This window comes from Streptomyces sp. NBC_00576, from assembly GCF_036345175.1.
Classification (GTDB): Bacteria; Actinomycetota; Actinomycetes; order Streptomycetales; family Streptomycetaceae; genus Streptomyces.
This window is the reverse complement of record NZ_CP107780.1, coordinates 6,584,210-6,604,355: the sequence shown is the minus strand read 5'-3', so window position 1 is coordinate 6,604,355 and position 20,146 is coordinate 6,584,210. Positions and strand designations below refer to the sequence as shown.

Sequence of the window (20,146 nt, the reverse complement as noted above, 5' to 3'; positions counted from 1 at the left end):
TAGACCCCGATTGTCAGGCTGTCCCCGAATATTCAGGCGCTCCGTCCGTCACCAGCGCCGTTGCCCTCGCGTTCCCTCTGCGGAGCGGGCGGTGGAGCCGTCGTCCCCCGCAGAATCAGGTGCGTGGGCAGGACGACGTGCCGACTGCGGTCCGCCTGGTCGTCGTTGATGAGTTCCAGCGCGAGTTCGGCGGCGGCGCGGCCCATGTCCGAGGGGGACTGGGCGACGGTGGACAGGTCCAGCCATTCGGCCATCAGCTGGTCGTCGAAGCCGAGGACGGAGATCCGTTCGGGTACGTCGATCTGTACGGTGCGCAGGGTCGAGATGACGGAGGCGGCCAGTTCGTCCTGCTCGGCGAAGATCGCGGTGGGTGGTTCACGCAGGCTCAGCAGGTTTCCGACCGCCTGGGTGGTGCCGCGCTTGTCACGGGGCGGGGTCGTGACCACCAGGTCGTCGTCCAGAGGTATGCCCGCCTCGGTGAGCGCCTGCTGGTAGCCGAGGAGGCGCTCGCGCGAACTGAAGCTGAAGCCGCGGGCGTTGACCGTGTGCGCGAAGGCGATCCGGCGGTGGCCGAGGTTGATCAGGTGGCGGGTGGCCCTGCAGGCGCCGGCGACGTCGTCGACGTAGATGCTGGGGCGGCCCTCGACGTGCTGGCTGACGTAGATGACCGGCATGCCGAGGTCGTCCAGCCGGGCGGTCTCCTCCTTGTTGAGGTCGAAGCAGAACACCAGCAGCGCGTCCGCGTTGCGTCGGGCCGGCAAGCGGTCGAAGAACGCGGCCCGTTCGGCCAGGTCGGGCACCACGTAGAGGGTGAGTTCCATGCCCGCGGCGCGCAGCAGCGGGCCCAGGCTGGACAGTGCCGCTCCCATGAACCACGAGTCGAGCGTGGGCACCAGTACCGCCATGACGCCGGTCCGGCCGGTGACGAGGCTCGACGCCTGCCGCGAGATCGCGAAGTTCAGCTCACGGGCGGCCTCCTCGACCCGGGCGCGGACCTGTGGCGAGACCGATGTCATTCCGCGCAGGGTGCGCGAGACGGTGGACGAGGAGACGCCCGCCCGTTCGGCGACGTCGGCCAACGTGGGGTGCCGCTGAGCTGGTGACATGAGCGGAAGTTAGCACAGATCGACTCTCCGGAGGGACCCTTCGTGACAGCGCTGTCACGAGCATTCTCGCAGGTTCCCGCAGGGCTCGGCGAGGTTGAATGACCGATAAGTGCCTATAAGAGGGTGGCCTCGATCGCGTGAAGCATCCTTGCTACCGGGAAGTTACGCATTGACTTCCATTGAGAGCACTCCTACGGTGCAAGCGTTGTCTCAGTGAAGTCGAAGCCGTCGTCGTGAAGTCGTCTTTCGTGGCTTTGACCTGCTCTTTTGATCTTTCGAACGCGATGACAGCTCAGTCTCACTACAGACCGAGACTTCGGTTCCGCACGTCCAGGAGAGACATGAACGCCAGAACCACCAGAGTCCTTCAGTGCTCGGCCGTGCTCGTCGCCGCCGGGCTCGTCCTCACCGCCTGCGGCTCCTCCGACGAGAGCAGTTCGTCGGGGCAGTCCAAGAGCCCGTCGGCCTTCACGGGCCGTGGCCCGATCACGTTCGCGGCCGCCAAGGACAGTTCCGGCGTCGTCCAGAAGGTGATCGACGGCTGGAACGCGCAGCACCCGAAGGAGAAGGTCACCTTCGTCCAGCTGCCGGCGGACGTGAACCAGCAGCGTCAGCAAATGATCCAGAACGCCGAGACGAAGTCCGACGCGTACACGGTGCTCTCCCTGGACGCGGTGTGGACCTCGGAGTTCGCCGCCCACCAGTGGATCGACCAGCTGCCCGCCGCGCAGTTCCCGCTGGACGAGATGCTCAAGCCGGTGGTGGAGACGGTCAAGTACCGCGACAACCTGTACGCGGCCCCGCAGTCCTCCGACGGCGGCATCCTCTACTACCGATCCGACCTGCTGAAGAAGGCCGGCGTCAGCGCCGCGCCGACGACGTGGGCGGAGATGAAGGCCGCCTGCGCCAAGGTCGAGAGGCTGCCCGAGGCCAAGGACATGTCCTGCTACGCCGGCCAGTTCCAGAAGTACGAGGGCCTGACCGTCAACTTCTCCGAGGCCGTGAACTCGGCCGGCGGGGTCGTCACCGACGCCAACGGCAAGCCGGACGTCGACACGCCCGCCGCGAAGAAGGGCCTGGACTTCCTCGTCGACTCCTTCAAGGACGGCACGATCCCGAAAGAGGCCATCACCTACCAGGAGGAGGAAGGCCGCCAGGCGTTCCAGTCCGGAAAGCTGATCTTCCTGCGCAACTGGCCCTACGTGTACTCGCTGGCCCAGAAGAGCGAGGTCGCCGGCAAGCTCGCGGTTGCGCCGCTGCCCGGCCTGACCGGAGCCGGCTCCTCCACCCTGGGCGGCCACAACGTGGCCCTGTCCTCCTTCGCCAGGAACAAGGCCACGGCGCTGGACTTCATCAAGTTCTTCACCAGCCACGACAGCGCGACCACGTTCCTGAAGGAGGGCTCGGCCGCCCCGCCGTACGCAGACCTGTACGACGACCGGACGCTGGTCGAGCAGTATCCGTACCTGCCGGTGCTGAAGAAGGCGATCCTCAACGCCATACCGCGCCCCCGGGTGGTCCAGTACGGCGACGTGTCCTCGGCGATCCAGCAGGAGGCGTACGCGGCCCTGAACGGCGACAAGTCCAGTGCGCAGGCGCTGAAGGAACTGCAGGCGGACCTGCAGAAGCTGTCGGCGCAGCAGTGAGAAGGAGGCTCGTGGTGGCCACTCGGACCCCACCTGAGACGGCCGCGAACCGGCACCCCGGCACGGCGCCGCGCCGGGCCGGGCGGTCCGCCGGGCCGATGAGATCGCGGCGCGGCCGGAAGTCGGCGACAGCGGGCTCCGGCCGGATGGCCGCCCTGCTGGTGTCCCCGACGCTGCTGGTGCTGACCGTCGTCGTCCTCTATCCGACGATCATGGCGCTGCGGGAGTCGCTGTACGGGACCAAGGGGCTGGACCCGAAGACCGGTTTCATCAGCGACACCGAGCCGTTCGTCGGGCTCCAGAACTATGCCGACATCTTCGGCGAGGCCGGGGAGCGGTTCTGGAACGCCTTCTGGAACACCACCTTCTTCGCCGTCGTCACGGTGGGGCTGGAGACGGTGATCGGTGTCGCGATGGCGCTGATCATGCACAGGGCGTTCAGCGGCCGGGCCCTGGTCCGCGCGAGCATCCTCATCCCGTGGGCGATTCCCACGGCCATCTCCGGCCTGCTGTGGCGGTGGATCTTCAACAGCGACGGCGTCGCCAACGCGCTGATCGGCCAACAGGTCCTGTGGACCACCGAGGGCTTCCACGCCAAGGTCGCCGTCATCATCGCCGAGGTGTGGAAAACCGCCCCCTTCATCGGGCTGCTGGTCCTGGCCGGCCTGCAGGTGATCGGCAAGGAGGTGTACGAGGCGGCCCGTATGGACGGGGCGAGCCCGCTGCGCCAGTTCTGGCACATCACCCTGCCCTTGGTGAAGCCCGCCCTGCTGGTGGCTGTCCTCTTCCGCTGCCTGGACGCGCTGCGGATGTTCGACCTGCCGTACCTCCTCGTCGGCTCGCAGAAGAACTCGGTGGAAACCCTGTCGATGCTCGCGCAGAACGAGGCGTCCAACGTCCGCTTCGGACCGGCCGCCGCCTACGCCGTGGTCCTCTTCGTCTACGTCCTCCTCATCGCCCTGGGCTTCGTACGGCTGCTGGGCGCGGACGTTGTCGGTGACGCGGGCGGCCCGGGCGGGAAGAAGCGCCGACGGGCCTCGCTGCGAGGCCGTGTGGAGGTGTCGGCATGACCGCGACCGTGAAATGGCGAACCTGGCTGCTCTACCTGGGAGTTGCCGGGGTGGTGGCCTACTGCCTGGCACCCTTCTACTGGATGCTGGTCTCCAGCCTGCGCCGCACCTCGGACATCTTCGACACCACGCTGCTGCCGTCCCCGGTGTCGTTCGAGAACTACCGGGCGGTCTTCAGCCCCTCTCAGGGCTTCGGCCGCGCCCTGCTCAACAGCCTGATCGTCTCGGGCATCACGACCGTACTGGCGCTGGCGCTGGCCACGTTCACCGCGTACGCGATGGCCAGGCTGGAGTTCAGGTTCAAACGACTGATCCTGACTCTGATCATCGCCACCTCGATGTTCCCGGTGGTCTCGATCGTGGTCCCGCTGCTGAAGCTGTTCACCGACATCGGCTGGATCAACACCTACCAGGCGATGATCGTGCCGAGCATGTCCTTCGCCCTGCCGCTTGCGGTGTGGAACCTGACCACGTTCTTCCGGCAGATGCCCGACGAACTGGAGCAGGCCGCGATGATCGACGGCTGTACGCGGGGCCAGGCGTTCCGCAAGATCATCGTTCCGCTGGCGGCACCGGGCATCTTCACCACGGCGATCATCACCTTCATCGCCGCCTGGAACGAGTTCCTCATCGCCCTGTCGATGACCAACCGGCCCAGCATCCAGACCGCGCCGGTCGCCATCTCCAAGTTCTCCGGTGCCAGTCAGTTCGACACCCCGTTCGGCAGCCAGATGGCCGCGGGCGTCCTGGTCACCATCCCCCTGGTGATCATGGTGCTCCTCTTCCAGCGCCGCATCGTCGCCGGACTCACCGCGGGCGCGGCCAAGTAACTCCCGCCTGCCGCACCGCACTTCCCCCACCATCACCATCAAAGGACCCTCAGCACCATGTCCTCCACCACGCCCTCGCCCTGGTGGCGCTCCGCGGTCATCTACCAGGTCTACATCCGCAGCTTCGCCGACGGGAACGGAGACGGAGTCGGCGACATCGCAGGCCTCCGCTCCCGCCTCCCGTACCTCAAGTCACTCGGCGTGGACGCCCTGTGGATCAACCCCTGGTACAAGTCCCCGATGGCGGACGGCGGTTACGACGTGGCCGACTTCCGCGCCATCGACCCGCTGTTCGGCACGGTCGCCGACACCGAGCAGCTCATCGCCGAAGCCCACGAGTACGGGATCCGCATCATCCCCGACATCGTGCCCAACCACACCTCCGACGAGCACGTCTGGTTCCAGGCGGCACTGGACGCGGGCCCCGGCAGCCCGGAACGCGAGCGTTACATCTTCCGGCCCGGCCGCGGCCCCGACGGCACCCAGCCGCCCAACAACTGGATCTCCGAATTCGGCGGCCCGGCCTGGACCCGGCTGCCCGACGGCGAGTGGTACCTCCACCTGTACGCCCCCGAACAGCCCGACCTCAACTGGCAACACCCCGACGTGCACGCCGAGTTCGAGTCCATCCTGCGGTTCTGGTTCGACCGGGGCGTCGACGGGTTCCGCATCGACGTCGCCCACGGGCTCGCCAAGGACCCCGATCTCCCCGACCTGACAGTCGACCAGGTCACGCATCCGCACTGGGACCGCGACGAGGTCCACGACATCTACCGCACCTGGCGCGCGGTCGCCGACCAGTTCCCAGGCGACCGGGCCTTCGTCGCCGAAGCCTGGGCCGACACCCCCGAACGCCTCGCCGCCTACGTCCGCCCCGGCGGCCTGCACACCGCCTTCAACTTCGACTTCCTCATGGCCAGTTGGGACGCCAAGGACCTCCGTACGGTCATCGACGACTCCCTCGCCATGCTCAGCGACGTCGGCGCACCGGCCACCTGGGTGCTCTCCAACCACGACGTCATGCGCCACACCAGCCGCTACGCCCGCCACAGCGTCGCCCGGTGGGTGCCCAACGAGCGTTACCAGCCCCAGGGCCCTGTCGACCTGGACCTCGGCACCCGCCGCGCCCGCGCCGCAGCCCTGCTCATGCTCGCCCTGCCCGGCGGCGCCTACATCTACCAGGGCGACGAACTCGGCCTGCCCGAAGTCGAGGACCTCCCCGTGGACGTTCTCCAGGACCCCATCTGGGAACGCTCCGGCCACACCGACCGCGGCCGCGACGGCTGCCGCGTGCCGATCCCCTGGTCAGGACAGGCGGAACCGTTCGGCTTCAGCCCCGACGACGCCTACGCCGGACCCTGGCTGCCCCAGCCCGCCAACTGGGCTGAGCGCAGCGTGGAGGCACAGACCGGCGACGAGACCTCGATGCTGGAGCTGTACCGCACAGCCCTCCGCCTGCGCCGCGACAATCCCGCCCTCGGCGACGGAACCATGACCTGGCTCGACGCCCCCGCAGGAGTCCTCGCGTTCAGCCGCGAACCAGGCTTCGTCTGCGTCGTCAACCTCTCCACGGAGGCCTGTCAGCTGCCCGACCACACCGCGATCCTGCTGGCCGGCGGCCCCCTCACGGACGGCCTGCTGCAACCCGAACACGCGGTCTGGCTCGCCGTGTAGCGACGACCCGCACCGGGGCCACGCCCCCTCGATCCGCCAGGGTCTGTCCGGTGTCACTCCCCGCTGACCGGACAGACCCTGGCCCGTCCTCTCGCGCGCGTTGCCCGACCACCCGCCCCATACGCCTTCAGCGTCCGCCTTTCACCCGAACGAGGGGCCGCGCACCCGGCACGACTTCACAAGGTGCTACGACAGGCATATGCCACAGCACACGCAGAAGCCCAAGCAGAAGCCCAAGCAGGCGCAGCCGGAAACCCACAGCACCGACGACTGCGCAGGCATACCCTGCATCGTCCGCGCGGTGAGAGCGGGCGACGACCGGCTCATCGGCACCCTCCTCCAACGGTTCGCGCAGCACGCGGAGTTGGATTCGCTGTTCCGGTTACGGGAGGCGCTGGAGCCCGACGCCGACCCGGTTCCGCAGGCCTCGGCATGCGGCGCGGGACGGTGATCGGCCCCCCGTACGGGTCCCCCGCGCCGGCCCTCCTCCCCCATCCCCGCCCGTCCCCCGCGCCGACTCAGCGACCGTCCCGCGTACCCCCGTACTCGGAAGCCAGCAGCCCGAAGAGGACGTCGTCGGTCCACTCCCCCTTGATCCACATGCTCTGGACGAGGTGGCCCTCGCGGCGGAACCCCACGCGCTCCAGCAGCTTCGCCGAGCGGACGTTGCGCGCGTCGCAGCCCGCCGAGACCCTGTGCAGCTGCTCCTCCGCCAGCAGGAACTCCACCGTCCGCGCGACCGCCTCGGTGGCGTACCCGCGCCCCTGGAACTCCGGCGCGAACGTGAAGCCCAGCTCGGCCTGCCGTCCGTCCTCGCTCCGGCACACCCCGACGTCGCCGATCAGACCCGGCACGTCCCGCCGCTCGACGGCGTACTGGAACCACCCCGGACCACGCGGATCCCCGGCCGCGAACATGGCCGCCAGCCGCTCGGCTTCCGCCAACGGCACCGGTGACTCCCAGGACTGATACCGGCTCACCTCGGGATCGGACCGGTACGCCGCCAATGCCGGCGCGTCCGCCGGGGAGAACCTCCGGAGCAGCAGCCTCGCTGACTCCGTACTCTCCGCACTCTCCATACGGTCGTTCCCCTCACCTCCCGCTTCGCGTGACAGGTCAGCGAGTCGCCTCGACGCTCCGGCCTGCCCCTGCCCCTGCCGCTTCGTCGTACCGCCCCCGCATTTCCGAGAGCACCCCGAAGGCCGCCGCCGTCAGCGGTACGGAGAGGAGCATGCCGAGGATGCCGGCGATGGAGGCGCCGGCCGTGAGGGCGAGGAGGATCACCGCCGGGTGCATCTGGAGCGTACGGCTCTGGATCATCGGCTGGAACACGTTCCCCTCCAGCAGCTGGACGAGGGCGACCACACCGAGGACCCACAGCGCGGTAGTGAGCCCGCCGTCCGCGAACGCGACGAGGACGGCGACCGCGCCCGAGAGGAGGGCGCCGAGGTAGGGGATGTACGCGCCGATGAACACCAGCGCCCCGAGGCCGACGGCGCCCGGCACCTGGAGGATCAGCAGGCCGATGGTGATGCAGACGGCGTCGATGAACGCGACGATCGTCGTACCCAGCATGAAGCCCTCGATCGCCTGGAAGGCGCGGCGGGCCATGACCTCCAGGGTCGCGCCCGAGCCGCGGGGCGCGAGCGTGTGCAGCGAGGCGACGGCCCGGTCGGAGTCGCGGAGGAAGAAGAAGAGGAGCAGTATCGCGAGGGTGCCGGTGGCGATCATCTCGGTGAGCAGACTGACACCGCTCAGAACGCCGGAGACCGCGGTGCCGCCGAAGTTGGACAGCAGGTCCTTGGCGTTCGTGGCGAGTTCGTCCAGGGCGTTGCCGACCACGTCGAAGCGATCGCTGAGATCCTTCGCCGCGTCCCGCACGGAGTTGATGATCTGGTCGCCGGTGTCGATCAGGGCGTTCACCACGATGTACGCGGCCCCGCCCATGACGAGGATCACGGCGGCACAGGTCAGCGCCGCGGCGACGGACTTGTTGCACTTCATCGCGACCAGCCGCCGGTAGAACGGCCCGAGCAGGGCCGACAGCAGCAGCGCGAGCAGCACCGGCGTGACAGCGGTCTGGAACGTGATGCAGAACCACACGCCCACGGTGATCACGCCACTCACCAGGAGCAGCAACGCACTTCCGGCGGCGATACGCCTGGCGGGCTCCGAGAGGAGGGGGGTACCGCTACGGCTGTCGGCTCGGACCGGCGTGTTCTTGGGCACACCGGTGGTGCGTACGGTCGTACGCGTCCGGTGTATCCGCGGACCGCGTTGCCCCGGCTGCCTGTTTCTGCTGCCGCCGACTCTCCGAGAGTCTCCGGTAGGGCTGTTCATCCTGTTTCGTCTCCGCTCACCTGCATGGCCGCTCGCTGTACGCGGCGACAGAGTAGACCGGCGCGGGGCCCGCAGGGTTGAGAGCGCAGGCGGAGGACGGGGGAGGTCGGGTGGAGGGGCGCGGCGGCCGGAAAGGGGCACTGAAGCTGTGGGGACCATAAGAGTTTGTGTGACTCCGCCGCCGCTGGGCAGACGCCGTCGTTATGAGCACCCCCACCAACCGGAGCGCGGTAGACGCGGCTGACGCGGCCACGGAGCAGAGTCCGCAGAGCCCACAGAGCCTGCACGGGCGTACGGCGGAACCGCGGCGCAGATCCGGCAACGGGCGGGGCTTTCCGTCGGCGCTGCGTGGTGGTGGGCGGGTGGCGGGGCTGGACGGACTGCGGACCGTCGCGGTGGTGCTGGTGATCGTCTACCACGTGGAACCGGGCCCGCTGCCCGGCGGCTCGGTGGCCGTGGACGTCTTCTTCACGCTCAGCGGTTTCGTCATCACCCGTCTGCTGATCGCCGAGTACGCCCGCACCGGCGGTATCGGCCTGCGCAGGTTCTACCGGCGGCGATGGCTACGACTCGGGCCGGCCCTGCTGACGATGTGCGCGGTCACCGCCCTCCTCTCCCTGGCGCTTCCGCTGCCGCTGTTCGACGGAGCGTGGACGGCGGCGGTGCTGGCGGCGGTGTCGGTGGTCAACCTCGTACGGGCGGGTGAGTCCGGCCCGTACTCGGACCTCACCGCTCCGCTGAGCCACACCTGGTCCCTGGGGGTGGAGGAGCAGTTCTACCTGGCCTGGCCGCTCCTGATCCTGCTGCTTCTACGGCACACCACGGCACGCAAGGTACTTGCCTGGGTGGCCGCCCTGTGCGTCCTGCCGCTGCTCTGGCGCGTAGCCCTCTGGGACCCCGCTGCGGCGCACCGCATCTACAACGGCCCCGACACCCGCGCCGACCAGCTCCTGATCGGCGCCCTGCTGGCCGTGATCCTGGCCCGCCTCCACGCCGACGACCCCCGGCTGGCACTGCTCCGCCGCTGGGCGGGACGCCTGTGCTGGCCCGCGCTCGCGCTGCTGGGCCTGATCGCCTGGCAGATCCCGATCGCGGAGGCGAGCTCGTGGAACCCCGTCTGGTACACGGCCGGCTTCACGCTCGCCGCCGTCCTGTCGGCGACGGTGGTGGCGGCGCTGGATCTGCTCCCGGGGTCGTGGCCGTCCCGCCTGCTGTCCATCGGGGCGCTGGCCTGGATCGGCCGCAACCTCAGCTACGGGATGTACCTGTGGCACTACCCCGTCATCCGTCTCCTCTCCGACCTCGGCGTGGCCGACGACCAGTTGCTGCCGATGGGCATGGTGGCGACGGTGGCGGCGGCCCTCGCGTCGTACGTGCTGGTGGAACGGCCGCTGTTGCGGCGGGGGTGAGGGCACATTCCCCGCCCTTGGCTCACGGAACCCGATGTCAGTGGGCCGCCCTAGACTCCGGCGCACCATGACTGACCACCGCACAGCCCTCGCGCCCGCCCTCAGATCGATGACCGTGCTGGTCGCAGCTGTCATCGTCCACGACAAGGCAAACGACCGCGTCGTCCTTCTCCAACGCGGCCCGCGCGCCAAGTTCGGCCAGGGCATGTGGGACCTGCCCCTCGGCAAGAGCGAACCCGGCGAGCCCATCACCGACACGGCGGTGCGCGAGCTGTACGAGGAGACCGGCCTCACCGTGAAGCCCGAGGCCCTGAAGCTCGCCCACATCGTCCACGGTGCCCAGGGCGTCCAGGCCCCGAACGGCTACCTCACCGTTGTCTTCTCCACCCACGACTGGACCGGCGCCCCCGAGAACCGCGAACCCGACAAGCACGCCCAGGTCCGCTGGACCGAAGTCGACGCCCTCCCGGAGGAGTTCGTGCGCACGAGCGCGGGCGCCCTGCGTGGCTATCTCGACGGCGGTCCCTTGATGACGCTGGCCGGGTGGAGGTAGGTGTCGCGCCGTATCTGAGCCGACCGGGTTCCGGGCGAGCGCGGTGATGCGGTCACCCCGGGTCCTTGTGGGCCGGGATGCGGATGGCCACGGCCCTCCCTAAAGAACCTGGGTAAAGAACCAACCACCCTCCTCCGCCCGCCCGTTCCCCCCTGCGAAGCCCGGCGAAACATGGTTCGTTCACCCTGAGGAGTGACTTGGTTGCGCTGAGTGGCGGCGGAGGGTTACGTTCCCGGAAACAACTCCCACAAAGACGACGGCCCTCGCCAGGACGGCAATCCTGTAACGAGGGCCTGACCAATCAGGAAGAAAGCAGCTTCCCTATGGCTGGAGCGCAGTCTAACGCGCCCTCGCACACCAACACCGGTGCTCCGAACTCACCGACCTCCGGCGTGATTCACGTACGCACCCGCCTCACCGCCGACTTCACCGTGATCTCCAACGCCCTCGCCCAGCGGCGCGGCAGCGCGGTCACCATCGGCGTCGCGGCCTACATCCTCTCCGTCCCCGACGGCGCCCGCATCAGCATCGCCGCGCTGTGCGCCCACTTCGACGAGGGCGAGATCCTGATCTCGCGTGCGCTGCGGGAGTTGGAGGCGGCGGGCTATCTGGAACGGCGGAAGGTGAGGGGGCCGAACGGCAAGGTGCGTACACAGACGTTCTTCTACGACGTACCACGCGGCGCCGCTGACCGGCCGACCCCGCCTCCGCCGCAGCCCACCCGGCCGAGGAAGTCCGCGCCCGCCGAGAACAGCACGCCGGCAGCAGCGCCCGCCACGGACGTTGCTGCTGCTGCAGCGGCCACAGAGGCAGCAACTCCCCCGATTCTCCCGCCCGTTGCCTCTCCATCCCCTCCCCCGCTCGGCCTCGACGAAGCCGACCCCCAGGCCGTCGTCATCCTCGCCTCCCTCCGTATCGTCGACCGCAGACTGATCCTGTCCCGCAGCGAGGTCGCCGAGTTGGCCCCGGCGGTCAGCGAGTGGCTCGCGCAGGGACTCCGCCCCGAGGAAATCACCGGGGCGCTGACGACCAACCTCCCCGCTCCCTTCCGGGCCCGCCCGGCACGCGTACTGGCATTCCGACTGCGCGAGGCCCCGTTCCCTGCGCCCCCGGCTCCGAGCGGCCCACCGCCCGTCACGCCCCTTCCACTCGCCCTCCCCTGGCAGACCTGCGACGGCTGTGAGCGGGCGTTCCGAGCGGCGGGGCCCTCCGCGTGCCGGGACTGCAGGACAGCAGAGGCGGCTTGATGGCCTGGGGAGCCGGTACCAAGGCGTGGCACCACGCGAAGGGCGTATGCCGTCATGGCGCACAGTCGGCAAGTTGGGTGTGCAAGCATGCGAAGCCCGGGATCGACGAGAGGAGGGTCATGGTCGACCGGTTCAGCGACGGGCTTCTGACGCCCACGGAGACGGCCTCCCACCTGGAGGTCCCGTTGTCCACACTCACCAGCTGGCTGAAGGGAACGGCGGCCGGCGCGCCGCTCGTCCACCGCGTCGAACCTGTCCGCAACGGGCAGCCCTCCGTCCCTTTCATCGCCGTGGCGGAGGCTCACGTGCTGCGTTCCCTGCGCTCGCTCGGCCTGCGGATGAGTGAGATCCGGGAGGCCGCCGCGGCCGTACGGAAGGCATTCGACACTCCCTACGGTCTGGTCTCGAAGCGCATCGCGACGGACGGAGTGGACATCTTCGTCGAGCACGGCTTCGGGGATCTCCGCAGGGCCCGGGACGGTCAGGCACCCATCCACGAGGTGGTCGCCGCTTATCTCCGCTACCTGACCTGGGAGGATGACGACGACTACCCGGCGAGCCTACGGTTGAAGCAGTACGGGGCATCGGTTCCTGTCGTCATCGATCCACGGTTCGGACACGGGCTGCCCGTCATCGCCGCCAACCGCGTCACGGTGAAGGCCGTCATCGACCTCTGGGAGGCCGGTGAGAGCGTCGAGGACATCGCCTACGAGTACGACATGACGCCCGAGCAGGTTGACTCGCTCTGCCACGCAGTGGTGCGCCTTGCCGCCTGAGTTCTTTCTCGACCGGAACCTGGGACGCCGCGTCGCCGAGGAGTTGAGGGAGCGCGGCTGGGCAGTACACCGCATCGTCGATGTCTTTCCGGCGGACGCGCAGGACATTCCCGACGAGGAGTGGATCTCGTACGGACTCGACCGGTCATGGGTTCCGCTGTCGAAGGACGGCCGTATCAAGACGCGGGACCTGGAGATCCAGCCCGTCCTTGAACGTTCCGCCGTCCTCTTCTACATCGACAACCAGCAGCTCCGCACCCTGGAGATGGTGGAGCGGCTCGATGCACATCGCAGCGCGATCCACCTGGCCGTCGAGAAAGGCGGACCCGCCGCGTACGCCGTGCGGCTCGGCGGCATCGACCGGACCTGGCCATGACCGAGAACGCCACTCCGCCTCAACAGACCGGGACCGGCTGCGTGACCCCGATCTAGGAACGGTACGTCGGAGTCACCGCAGACGTCCGGTGCCGTCGCCCGGCACCAGTTCCGCGAGATCGCGTTGCACACGTACGACGCCCAGATCACCCTGGGCGCCCCGCAGCCGCTGCCGGATGAGGTGGCAATCGACGGTGTCGACGAGTTCCTGGCCACCTGCTGCGCGACGACGACTCCCCGGCCGCACAGCCCGCCGCCTGCGACTTCCACGCGGCCGAGGGCCGCTCCTGGCGCCTCACGGTCTCCCCCGACGGCGCACGGATCACCCGTTTCCCCACGTCCGACGCATCGTCGGCCACCACCGCCGACACCACCTCGCGGGGCACGGCAAATGAGCTGACCCTGACCCTTTACGGCCGTATTCCGATGGACTCCCTGAAGATCGACGGCGACCGTGGTCTCATCGATCTGCCTCAGGCCTGGTAGGCATAGGAGCAGAACACCAGAACGCCACCAATCCTGAGCCCGCTCGAGAAGCGGCGCTCTCTCACAGCAGGAGCCCACGCACGTTGTCCCAGAAGCCCGAACACCCAGCTCCCGGCGCTGCCGATCTCAGCCTGCGGTCCGACTGCGGCAACTGCTTCGGGCTGTGCTGCGTCGCACTGCCCTTCGCGGCCTCGGCGGACTTCGCGATCGACAAGGACGCCGGGAAGCCCTGCACGAACCTGCAGACGGACTTCCGCTGCGGCATCCATACGCAGCTCCGGCAGCGGGGTTTTTCTGGATGCACCGTCTTCGACTGCTTCGGCGCGGGGCAGAAGGTCTCGCAGGTCACCTTCAGCGGGCAGGACTGGCGGCAGGCCCCGCACACGGCCCGGCAGATGTTCGACGTGTTTCCCGTGATGCGGCAGCTCCACGAACTCCTCTGGTACCTGGCCGAGGCGCTGACGCTGCCGCCCGCACGCCCCATCCACGGCGAACTGCGCCGCGCGCTGGAGAAGACCGAACACCTCACTGGTGGCAGCGCCCAGGAACTCACCGAGCTGGACATGGCAGCACACCGGGCCGAGGTCAACGCTCTGCTGCTGCGCACGAGCGAACTCGTGCGGGCCAAGGTCGCGGGCCGCAAGAAGGACCGGAGGGGAGCCGATCTCATCGGCGCCAACCTCAAGGCCGCCGATCTGCGGGGCGCCAACCTCCGCGGCGCCTACCTCATCGCCGCCGATCTCAAGGGCGCCGACCTGAGAACGGCCGACCTGATCGGCGCCGACCTACGAGACGCCGACCTGAGCGGCGCGGACCTCACCGACACCATCTTCCTCACCCAGCCCCAGCTCAACGCGGCCAAGGGCGACACCACCACGAAACTGCCGCCGGGCCTCACCCGCCCCGCGCACTGGTAGTAGTCAGTTCCCTGACCCGGGGTTCCAGGACAGCCACCACGAGCCGGCGAGCCCAGCGGGGCCAATTTTTCCGACCGACAGACGTCGGCCTGATCCCCCTGTCGCCGAGACTCAGGTCTGCCCAAGCCCCCCATCGCTCTTCAGCAACTGTCCGTTGACCCACTGCCCCTCCTCCGAGCACAGGAAGTCGACGAGGTGGGCCGTGTCCTGCGGAGTGCCCAGGCGGCCCAGCGGGGTGTAGCGGATGGTGTTCGACCTGCCCTCCTCGGACATCCAACCGGTGTCCACCGGGCCGGGGTTGATGACATTGGCGGTCACCCCGAGGTGGGAGAGTTCGTGGGCCGCCGCCAAAGTGATGCGGTCCAGGGCCCCCTTGCTCGCCCCGTACGGCAGGTTGCCCACCGTGTGGTCGCTGGTGAGGCTGACGATCCGGCCGGTTCCCGGGGTCGCCGAGAAGCGAAGGCCGAACTCCCGGATCAGCAGCCAGGTCGCGCGGGCGTTGACGGCGAAATGGCGGTCGAAGCTCTCCAGGGTCGTGTCGAGCAGGCCCGAGTCGACCGACTCGCAGTGACACATCACCAGCGCGGTGACACCGGCACCCGCACCCGCACCCGCACTCGCACCACCCATCCGGCGCCCGACCTCGTCGAAGACATGGGCCGGGGCGTCCGGGTCGGCGAGGTCCGCCTCGATCGCCGTGCTCGCGGCGCCCTGCGCGGCCAGGGACCGGGTGATCGCCTCGGTCGCGCCCGGCTCGGCGCCCCAGGACATGCGTGTGTCGTACGGGGTCCAGTAAGTGAAGGCGATGTCCCAGCCCGACGCCGCCAGTCGGCGGGCGATCCCGGCACCGATCCCGACGGTGCGGCCCACTCCGGTGACCAGGGCGAGCGGGCGGTCGGGGCGAGCTTCCTCGGTATGCGTCGTCACGGTCCGAGATCGTCCAGGACCGGCGTTTGCTCAGCAACTGCTTTTCCTGCAACCGAAGTCGAAGTTGAAGTCGAAATTGAAGCTCAGGTTGGAAGGGCCCATGAGCCCCCCCGTCCCCGGGTCTCCACAGCTCACTCAGTCCAACTCAGCTCGCCGGCCGCCGAATCCGCCCCCCATAGTGCCGCTCCAGCCCCAGGTTCCCCTCGAACCCCCCGGGCACGTTCGCCGACACGTACACCGGCGGACGCTCCCCCGCCTCGATCAGCAGCGCCGCCGTCTCCGCGACCGCCATCTGCACCAGCAGCACGCCGGTCAGCGTGGACAGGGCGCACACCGCACCCCCGCCCGGCAGCTCCAGCAGCGCGTCGCCCGTCGGCGCCTCGTTGTCCAGCACCACGTCCGCGATGTCCGCCAGCTTCTTGCCGCTGGTGTGGCCCGCCGGGACCGTGCGGGTGTGGGTGAGGGAGGTGATCGCGAGGATCTTGTGGCCGCGTTCCTTCGCGTGGAGGGCCATCTCGACGATGACGTTGTTGACGCCCGAGTTGGAGATGATCACGAACAGGTCGGCGGGGTGCGGCGCGGCGAGTTCGTACAGGCGCTCGGCGATGCCCGGCCTGCGTTCCAGGAGCGGGTCGTCGAGGGCGGAGGGGTCGTCGCCGCCGTAGAGGACGAGGTCGGCCATGCTCAGGCGGTTGGTGGGGACGAGGCCGCCGGCTCTGCCCGCCAGCTCCAGGACGAGGGCCTGGGAGTGGCCCGTACCGAAGGCCTGGATCACGCCGTCCGTGCGGATGCAGTCCGCGATCAGGCCGGCGGCGCGGGTCACGGTCTCCTGGACCGGCTCCGACCCGGTGATGCGGTCGAGGACGGCCCGGCTCTCGCGCGCGAATCCCTGGGCGCTGACGGACTCGACGGACACTCGACTCTCCCCACCGGTGGATTGAACCACCCGCTCTATCTCTATCAGTGAATCAATAAATCACAGTGTACGGGCCGCGAGCAACGGGCCCGCGGGCAAAGCCCACCGGGGAGAGCGCTTCCCGGCCCCTCCTGGTCCTGGGATTCAAACTGTCCTACAGACGGTGGCTGATACATTCGTACGTACCGTCAGACAGACAGCCAGTACAGCGCCGAGGAGATCGGGTAACCCCATGGAACGGACCGGATCCGGCAACGGGATGCCCCCGACCGACGTCACCACCCTCATCCGTACGGAGCTGCCGCGCCTCGCCGGTTCCCTGCGGAAGGTGGGTGAGCTGATCCTCGAGGATCCCGCCGCCGTCACCCACTGCTCGGCCGCCGAGCTGGGCCGTCGTACCGGGACCTCCCAGGCCACGGTCACCCGGTTCTGCCGTGCCATCGGCCTCGACTCCTACCAGCATCTCCTCATCGAGCTGGCCCAGGAGCGCGGCCGCGGCGAGGTCTCCGACTGGGGCACCGCCGAGATCGGGCCTGACATTTCCCCCGACGACAGCCTGGAGCGGGTCGTCCAGGTCGTCGGCAGCGCCGATCTCCGTGCCATCCAGCAGACCATCGACCGTATCGACCTCGACTCCATCGAGCGCGCCGGCCAGGCCACCGCCCGCGCCCGGCGCATCGATGTGTACGGCGTCGGCGGCAGCGGTGCCGTCGCCCAGGAGACCGAGACGCGGCTCTTCCGCATCGGGTGCGCGGTGCGCGGCTGGACCGAGGTGCATGCCGCCCTGACCTCCGCCGCTCTCCTCACCCCCGCCGACGTCGCCATCGGCATCTCGCACTCCGGCTCCACCCGCGAGACCATCGAACCCTTCGAACTGGCCAAGCAGCGCGGCGCCACCACCGTGGCCATCACCGCCGATCCGAAGTCCCCGCTGGCCCGCGCCGCCGACGTACGGCTGATCTCCTCCTCCTCGGAGACCAGTTTCCGCACCGAGAGCATCGGCGCCCGCCACTCCGTGCTCGTCCTCATCGACTGCCTGTACGTCCGGGTCGCCCAGCTCTCCTACCAGCGCGCCAGCGCCTCCCTCGCCCTCACCGACCACATCGCCAGGGAGCACGCGGTGAAGTCCCGCCGCACACGCTGAGCAGTCGCAGAACGTCACAGAAGCCGCCTCGGGTCCTTCCCGTCCGAGGCGGCTTTTGCATGGATGAACCACCAAGGAAACTTGACGATGATTGTTTGAACCATCGCAACGGTGCCACGATGACTCCGCCGTTCCCCCTGTTTCCCCGTCCCACCCGAACCACGGACACCGCCGCCGAGGCAGTCGCCCTCGGTTCCGGAACCTAAAAGCAACACGGCACCCCATTGACCTCCGATGAATTCTGGTCCACATTTTCATCAATCGGAGTCGAAGTTGGTGAATCAAACCAGCAGCCAGCATCCGCATCCAGGAGGGCAGCAGCAATGCGCGCAAGAAGACTGACCGGATCCCTGTCCTGTCTCGTCGTACTGACGTTGACGGCCGCCGGATGCGGCCTCTCCGGAGGCTCCGACGACGGCGGCGGCGCCACCGCCGGTGGCTGCTCGGTCGACAAGGGCAACGTCGGCTCCGGAAAGCTCACCGGCGACGTCAAGGGCAAGATCACGTTCCAGACGACGAACCTGAAGAAAGACTTCGGGGGCTACTTCAACGGGGTCATCGCCGCCTTCGAGAAGGCCCACCCGGATACGACCGTCAAGTGGATCGACGACCCGGGCGACAGCCAGTTCACGCAGCGCCTGGTCGCCGACGCGCAGGCCTGCACGCTGCCCGACGTCGTGAACCTGAACGTCAACACGCAGATCGCCCTCACCAAGGCCGGCTACCTCCTCGACCTCGACAAGAAGGCGCCGGGCTCGGGCGAGCCGTTCGGGGCCTCGATGTGGAAGTCCAGCGTGTTCACCGACGCCTCGGGGGCGAAGGTGCACAGCGCGTATCCCTGGTACTCCGGCGGTATCGCCCAGACCTTCAACGTCGACCTGATGAAGAAGGCGGGCCTGGATCCGGCCAAGCCGGCGACGACGGTCCTCGGCATGTTCGACGACGCCCTGAAGATCGCCAAGGTGTCCGACGGCAAGTACTACGCCACCGTCGCCAACCCGATCTGGCGCATCCCGGCCGACTGGCAGCAGATGGGCATCCAGGTCCTGTCCGCCGACGGCAAGTCGTTCACCTTCGCCGACGACCCGAAGACGGTGGCGTGGGTCGAGGCGATGACCAAGATGTACAAGGCGGGCGCGATGCCCAAGGACAGCCTCTCCTCCAACCAGGACGCGTCGACCCTCTACGCCCAGGGCAAGCTGGTCTACGGCTCCACCAACCCCAACTACCTGCGCTTCATCCAGCAGAACAACCCGAGCGTCTACAAGAAGACGGGCGTCGCCCGCTACATGCTGGACGACCTCGGCCACACGGTCGGTGCCCCCCAGTACATATCGGTGGCCGCGACGAGCAAGAACGCCCCGACAGCGTTGTCCTTCGCCCAGTTCCTGACGAACGCGGAGAACCAGCTGAAGTGGGCGAAGGACCCGAACGTGGTCATCTTCCCGTCCACCACCGCCTCTCTGGACGACCCCTTCTTCCAGTCGGTCGAGGGCACGGACCCCTTCTCCGAGGCCCGCAAGATCGTCGCCGAGGACCGCAAGACCGCCACGGCCGACGAAATCGCCCTGTCCCCAGGTGAGTTGAACGCCATCACAGCCCAGGTCCAGCTGGCGATGCAGGGCAAGAAGAGCGCCGAGGACGCCCTCAAGGAGGCACAGTCCAAGGCCGACGAGCTGCTGAAGCAGGGCAGTTGAGAATGACGGCCGTACGTACGATGCCTGACGGCGAGGCGCCCGCGACCGCTCCGGCGGCCCCGGGCGCCCCGGCGCCGCGATCCCCCGGCGGGGTGCGCCGCGTGCTGAAGGCGGTCACCCCGGGGCCGACTCCGGACGCGGGCGGCGCGGCCATCTACCGCCGCTGGTGGCTTCCTTGGCTGTGGATGCTCCCGGCGATCGTCGGAGCGGCGGCCTTCGGCGTCTTCCCGTTCCTGAACACGCTGGTCCTCTCCTTCACGGACGCGAAACCGCTCGGCGGCGCGGCGGGCTTCGTGGGCCTGGACAACTACACCCGCATGCTCGGGGACTCGGACTTCTGGCTGGCGACCCGCAACAGCGTGCTGTACGCGGTGATCGTGGTCCCGCTGATGGTCCTGCTCCCGCTGCTGCTCGCGGTGTTGGTGGAGAAGAACCTGCCGGGCATCGGCTTCTTCCGCTCGGCGTTCTACACGCCGGTGCTGGCCTCCAGCGTGGTCGTCGGCCTGAGCTGGCAGTGGCTGCTGGCGGACCAGGGCCTGGTCAACACCTGGCTGGAGAAGGCCCACATCATCAAGGGGGCCATCCCCTTCCTCTCCGACAGCTGGCTGATCCTGCTGTCGGCGATGGGCCTGACCCTGTGGAAGGGCCTCGGCTGGTACATGATCTTCTACCTCGCCGCCCTCGGAAACGTCCCGAAGGAACTCCACGAGGCGGCCTCGGTGGACGGCGCCGGCGCGGTACGCCGCTTCTGGCACATCACGGTGCCCGGCGTACGTACGTCGATGATGCTGGTCGGCACGCTGACCGGCATCGGTTCACTCCGCGTCTTCACGGAGATCTACATGCTCGGCGGCTCGACAGGCGGCCCCGGCGGCGCCGACCGCACGCTCCCCTTCTACATCCGGGACGTCGGCCTGGACCCCCTGAGCGGCAACGCCGGTTACGGCGCGGCGGTCAGCGTCGCCCTCTTCGTACTGACCCTGGGCCTGACACTGCTCGCACAGCGCCTGACGAAGGAGAACGAGTCGTGACG

Annotated in this window: 21 protein-coding genes; 15 read left to right on the top strand and 6 right to left on the bottom strand. The window is 68.7% G+C overall.

The genetic code is table 11. From position 1 onward, the window contains the following. Positions 1-32: 32 nt before the first annotated feature. Entirely contained in the window at positions 33-1,106 is a 1,074-nt protein-coding gene (locus OG734_RS28615) for a LacI family DNA-binding transcriptional regulator (RefSeq protein ID WP_330290355.1), read from the bottom strand. 341 nt (positions 1,107-1,447) lie between these two features. Between OG734_RS28615 and OG734_RS28610 the strand changes: the two genes are divergently transcribed. The 5 genes from OG734_RS28610 to OG734_RS28590 all read left to right on the top strand — a co-directional run bounded on the left by OG734_RS28610 (position 1,448) and on the right by OG734_RS28590 (position 6,777). Beyond that, entirely contained in the window at positions 1,448-2,752 is a 1,305-nt protein-coding gene (locus tag OG734_RS28610) for an ABC transporter substrate-binding protein (protein ID WP_330290354.1), read from the top strand. A gap of 14 nt (positions 2,753-2,766) precedes the next feature. Then, entirely contained in the window at positions 2,767-3,822 is a 1,056-nt protein-coding gene (locus tag OG734_RS28605) for a carbohydrate ABC transporter permease (protein ID WP_330290353.1), read from the top strand. Beyond that, entirely contained in the window at positions 3,819-4,652 is an 834-nt protein-coding gene (locus OG734_RS28600; RefSeq protein WP_330290352.1) for a carbohydrate ABC transporter permease, read from the top strand. Before OG734_RS28605 ends, OG734_RS28600 begins: the two co-directional genes overlap by 4 nt. Positions 4,653-4,709: 57 nt before the next feature. Further along, the gene (locus OG734_RS28595; protein ID WP_330290351.1) at positions 4,710-6,326 is read left to right on the top strand and encodes a glycoside hydrolase family 13 protein; all 1,617 of its coding nucleotides are present in this window, start codon (positions 4,710-4,712) and stop codon (positions 6,324-6,326) included. Between the two features lie 199 nt (positions 6,327-6,525). Then, a complete protein-coding gene (locus tag OG734_RS28590; RefSeq protein ID WP_330290350.1) occupies positions 6,526-6,777 on the top strand; it encodes a hypothetical protein in 252 nt (83 codons plus the stop codon). Positions 6,778-6,844: 67 nt separating this feature from the next. Here the strand turns inward: OG734_RS28590 and OG734_RS28585 are convergent, their stop codons facing one another. Together OG734_RS28585 and OG734_RS28580 are read right to left on the bottom strand one after the other, a co-directional pair. Further along, positions 6,845-7,405: a GNAT family N-acetyltransferase gene (locus OG734_RS28585; RefSeq protein ID WP_330290349.1), complete on the bottom strand. Its 561-nt coding sequence runs from the start codon at positions 7,403-7,405 to the stop codon at positions 6,845-6,847. A 37-nt stretch (positions 7,406-7,442) separates the two neighbouring features. Beyond that, the gene (locus tag OG734_RS28580) at positions 7,443-8,666 is read right to left on the bottom strand and encodes an AI-2E family transporter (RefSeq protein ID WP_330290348.1); all 1,224 of its coding nucleotides are present in this window, start codon (positions 8,664-8,666) and stop codon (positions 7,443-7,445) included. Between the two features lie 203 nt (positions 8,667-8,869). On the opposite strand from OG734_RS28580, the gene OG734_RS28575 reads away from it, so the two are divergent. The 5 genes from OG734_RS28575 to OG734_RS28555 all read left to right on the top strand — a co-directional run bounded on the left by OG734_RS28575 (position 8,870) and on the right by OG734_RS28555 (position 13,027). Next, a complete protein-coding gene (locus OG734_RS28575) occupies positions 8,870-10,075 on the top strand; it encodes an acyltransferase family protein (RefSeq protein ID WP_330290347.1) in 1,206 nt (401 codons plus the stop codon). Between the two features lie 67 nt (positions 10,076-10,142). After that, a complete protein-coding gene (locus OG734_RS28570; RefSeq protein WP_330290346.1) occupies positions 10,143-10,628 on the top strand; it encodes an NUDIX domain-containing protein in 486 nt (161 codons plus the stop codon). A gap of 323 nt (positions 10,629-10,951) precedes the next feature. Then, positions 10,952-11,875, top strand: coding sequence for a hypothetical protein (locus tag OG734_RS28565; protein ID WP_443064926.1), 924 nt, complete (start codon positions 10,952-10,954; stop codon positions 11,873-11,875). A gap of 119 nt (positions 11,876-11,994) precedes the next feature. Beyond that, complete coding sequence (locus OG734_RS28560; protein WP_330290344.1) at positions 11,995-12,651, top strand: DUF433 domain-containing protein; 657 nt, start codon at positions 11,995-11,997, stop codon at positions 12,649-12,651. Then, the gene (locus tag OG734_RS28555; RefSeq protein WP_330290343.1) at positions 12,641-13,027 is read left to right on the top strand and encodes a toxin-antitoxin system, toxin component, PIN family protein; all 387 of its coding nucleotides are present in this window, start codon (positions 12,641-12,643) and stop codon (positions 13,025-13,027) included. Before OG734_RS28560 ends, OG734_RS28555 begins: the two co-directional genes overlap by 11 nt. A 72-nt stretch (positions 13,028-13,099) precedes the next feature. Here the strand turns inward: OG734_RS28555 and OG734_RS28550 are convergent, their stop codons facing one another. Further along, entirely contained in the window at positions 13,100-13,273 is a 174-nt protein-coding gene (locus OG734_RS28550) for a hypothetical protein (RefSeq protein WP_330290342.1), read from the bottom strand. Between OG734_RS28550 and OG734_RS28545 the strand changes: the two genes are divergently transcribed. Both OG734_RS28545 and OG734_RS28540 read left to right on the top strand, forming a co-directional pair. After that, positions 13,243-13,512 (top strand): hypothetical protein, encoded by a 270-nt coding sequence (locus tag OG734_RS28545; RefSeq protein ID WP_330293815.1) that lies wholly within the window; start codon positions 13,243-13,245, stop codon positions 13,510-13,512. The genes OG734_RS28550 and OG734_RS28545 overlap by 31 nt on opposite strands. An 83-nt stretch (positions 13,513-13,595) precedes the next feature. Beyond that, the gene (locus OG734_RS28540) at positions 13,596-14,429 is read left to right on the top strand and encodes a pentapeptide repeat-containing protein (protein WP_330290341.1); all 834 of its coding nucleotides are present in this window, start codon (positions 13,596-13,598) and stop codon (positions 14,427-14,429) included. A gap of 111 nt (positions 14,430-14,540) precedes the next feature. Here the strand turns inward: OG734_RS28540 and OG734_RS28535 are convergent, their stop codons facing one another. Together OG734_RS28535 and OG734_RS28530 are read right to left on the bottom strand one after the other, a co-directional pair. Then, the gene (locus tag OG734_RS28535; protein WP_330290340.1) at positions 14,541-15,356 is read right to left on the bottom strand and encodes an SDR family oxidoreductase; all 816 of its coding nucleotides are present in this window, start codon (positions 15,354-15,356) and stop codon (positions 14,541-14,543) included. Between the two features lie 145 nt (positions 15,357-15,501). After that, positions 15,502-16,272, bottom strand: a complete 771-nt coding sequence (locus OG734_RS28530) for an SIS domain-containing protein (RefSeq protein ID WP_330290339.1) — start codon at positions 16,270-16,272, stop codon at positions 15,502-15,504. A 259-nt stretch (positions 16,273-16,531) separates the two neighbouring features. Between OG734_RS28530 and OG734_RS28525 the strand changes: the two genes are divergently transcribed. The 3 genes from OG734_RS28525 to OG734_RS28515 all read left to right on the top strand — a co-directional run bounded on the left by OG734_RS28525 (position 16,532) and on the right by OG734_RS28515 (position 20,144). Next, positions 16,532-17,416 carry a MurR/RpiR family transcriptional regulator gene (locus tag OG734_RS28525; protein WP_330293814.1) on the top strand — a complete coding sequence of 295 codons (885 nt, stop codon included), beginning with the start codon at positions 16,532-16,534 and terminating at the stop codon, positions 17,414-17,416. 323 nt (positions 17,417-17,739) lie between these two features. Beyond that, entirely contained in the window at positions 17,740-19,113 is a 1,374-nt protein-coding gene (locus OG734_RS28520; protein ID WP_330290338.1) for an extracellular solute-binding protein, read from the top strand. Between the two features lie 2 nt (positions 19,114-19,115). Further along, the gene (locus OG734_RS28515; RefSeq protein ID WP_330290337.1) at positions 19,116-20,144 is read left to right on the top strand and encodes a carbohydrate ABC transporter permease; all 1,029 of its coding nucleotides are present in this window, start codon (positions 19,116-19,118) and stop codon (positions 20,142-20,144) included. The last annotated feature ends 2 nt before the right edge of the window (positions 20,145-20,146 follow it).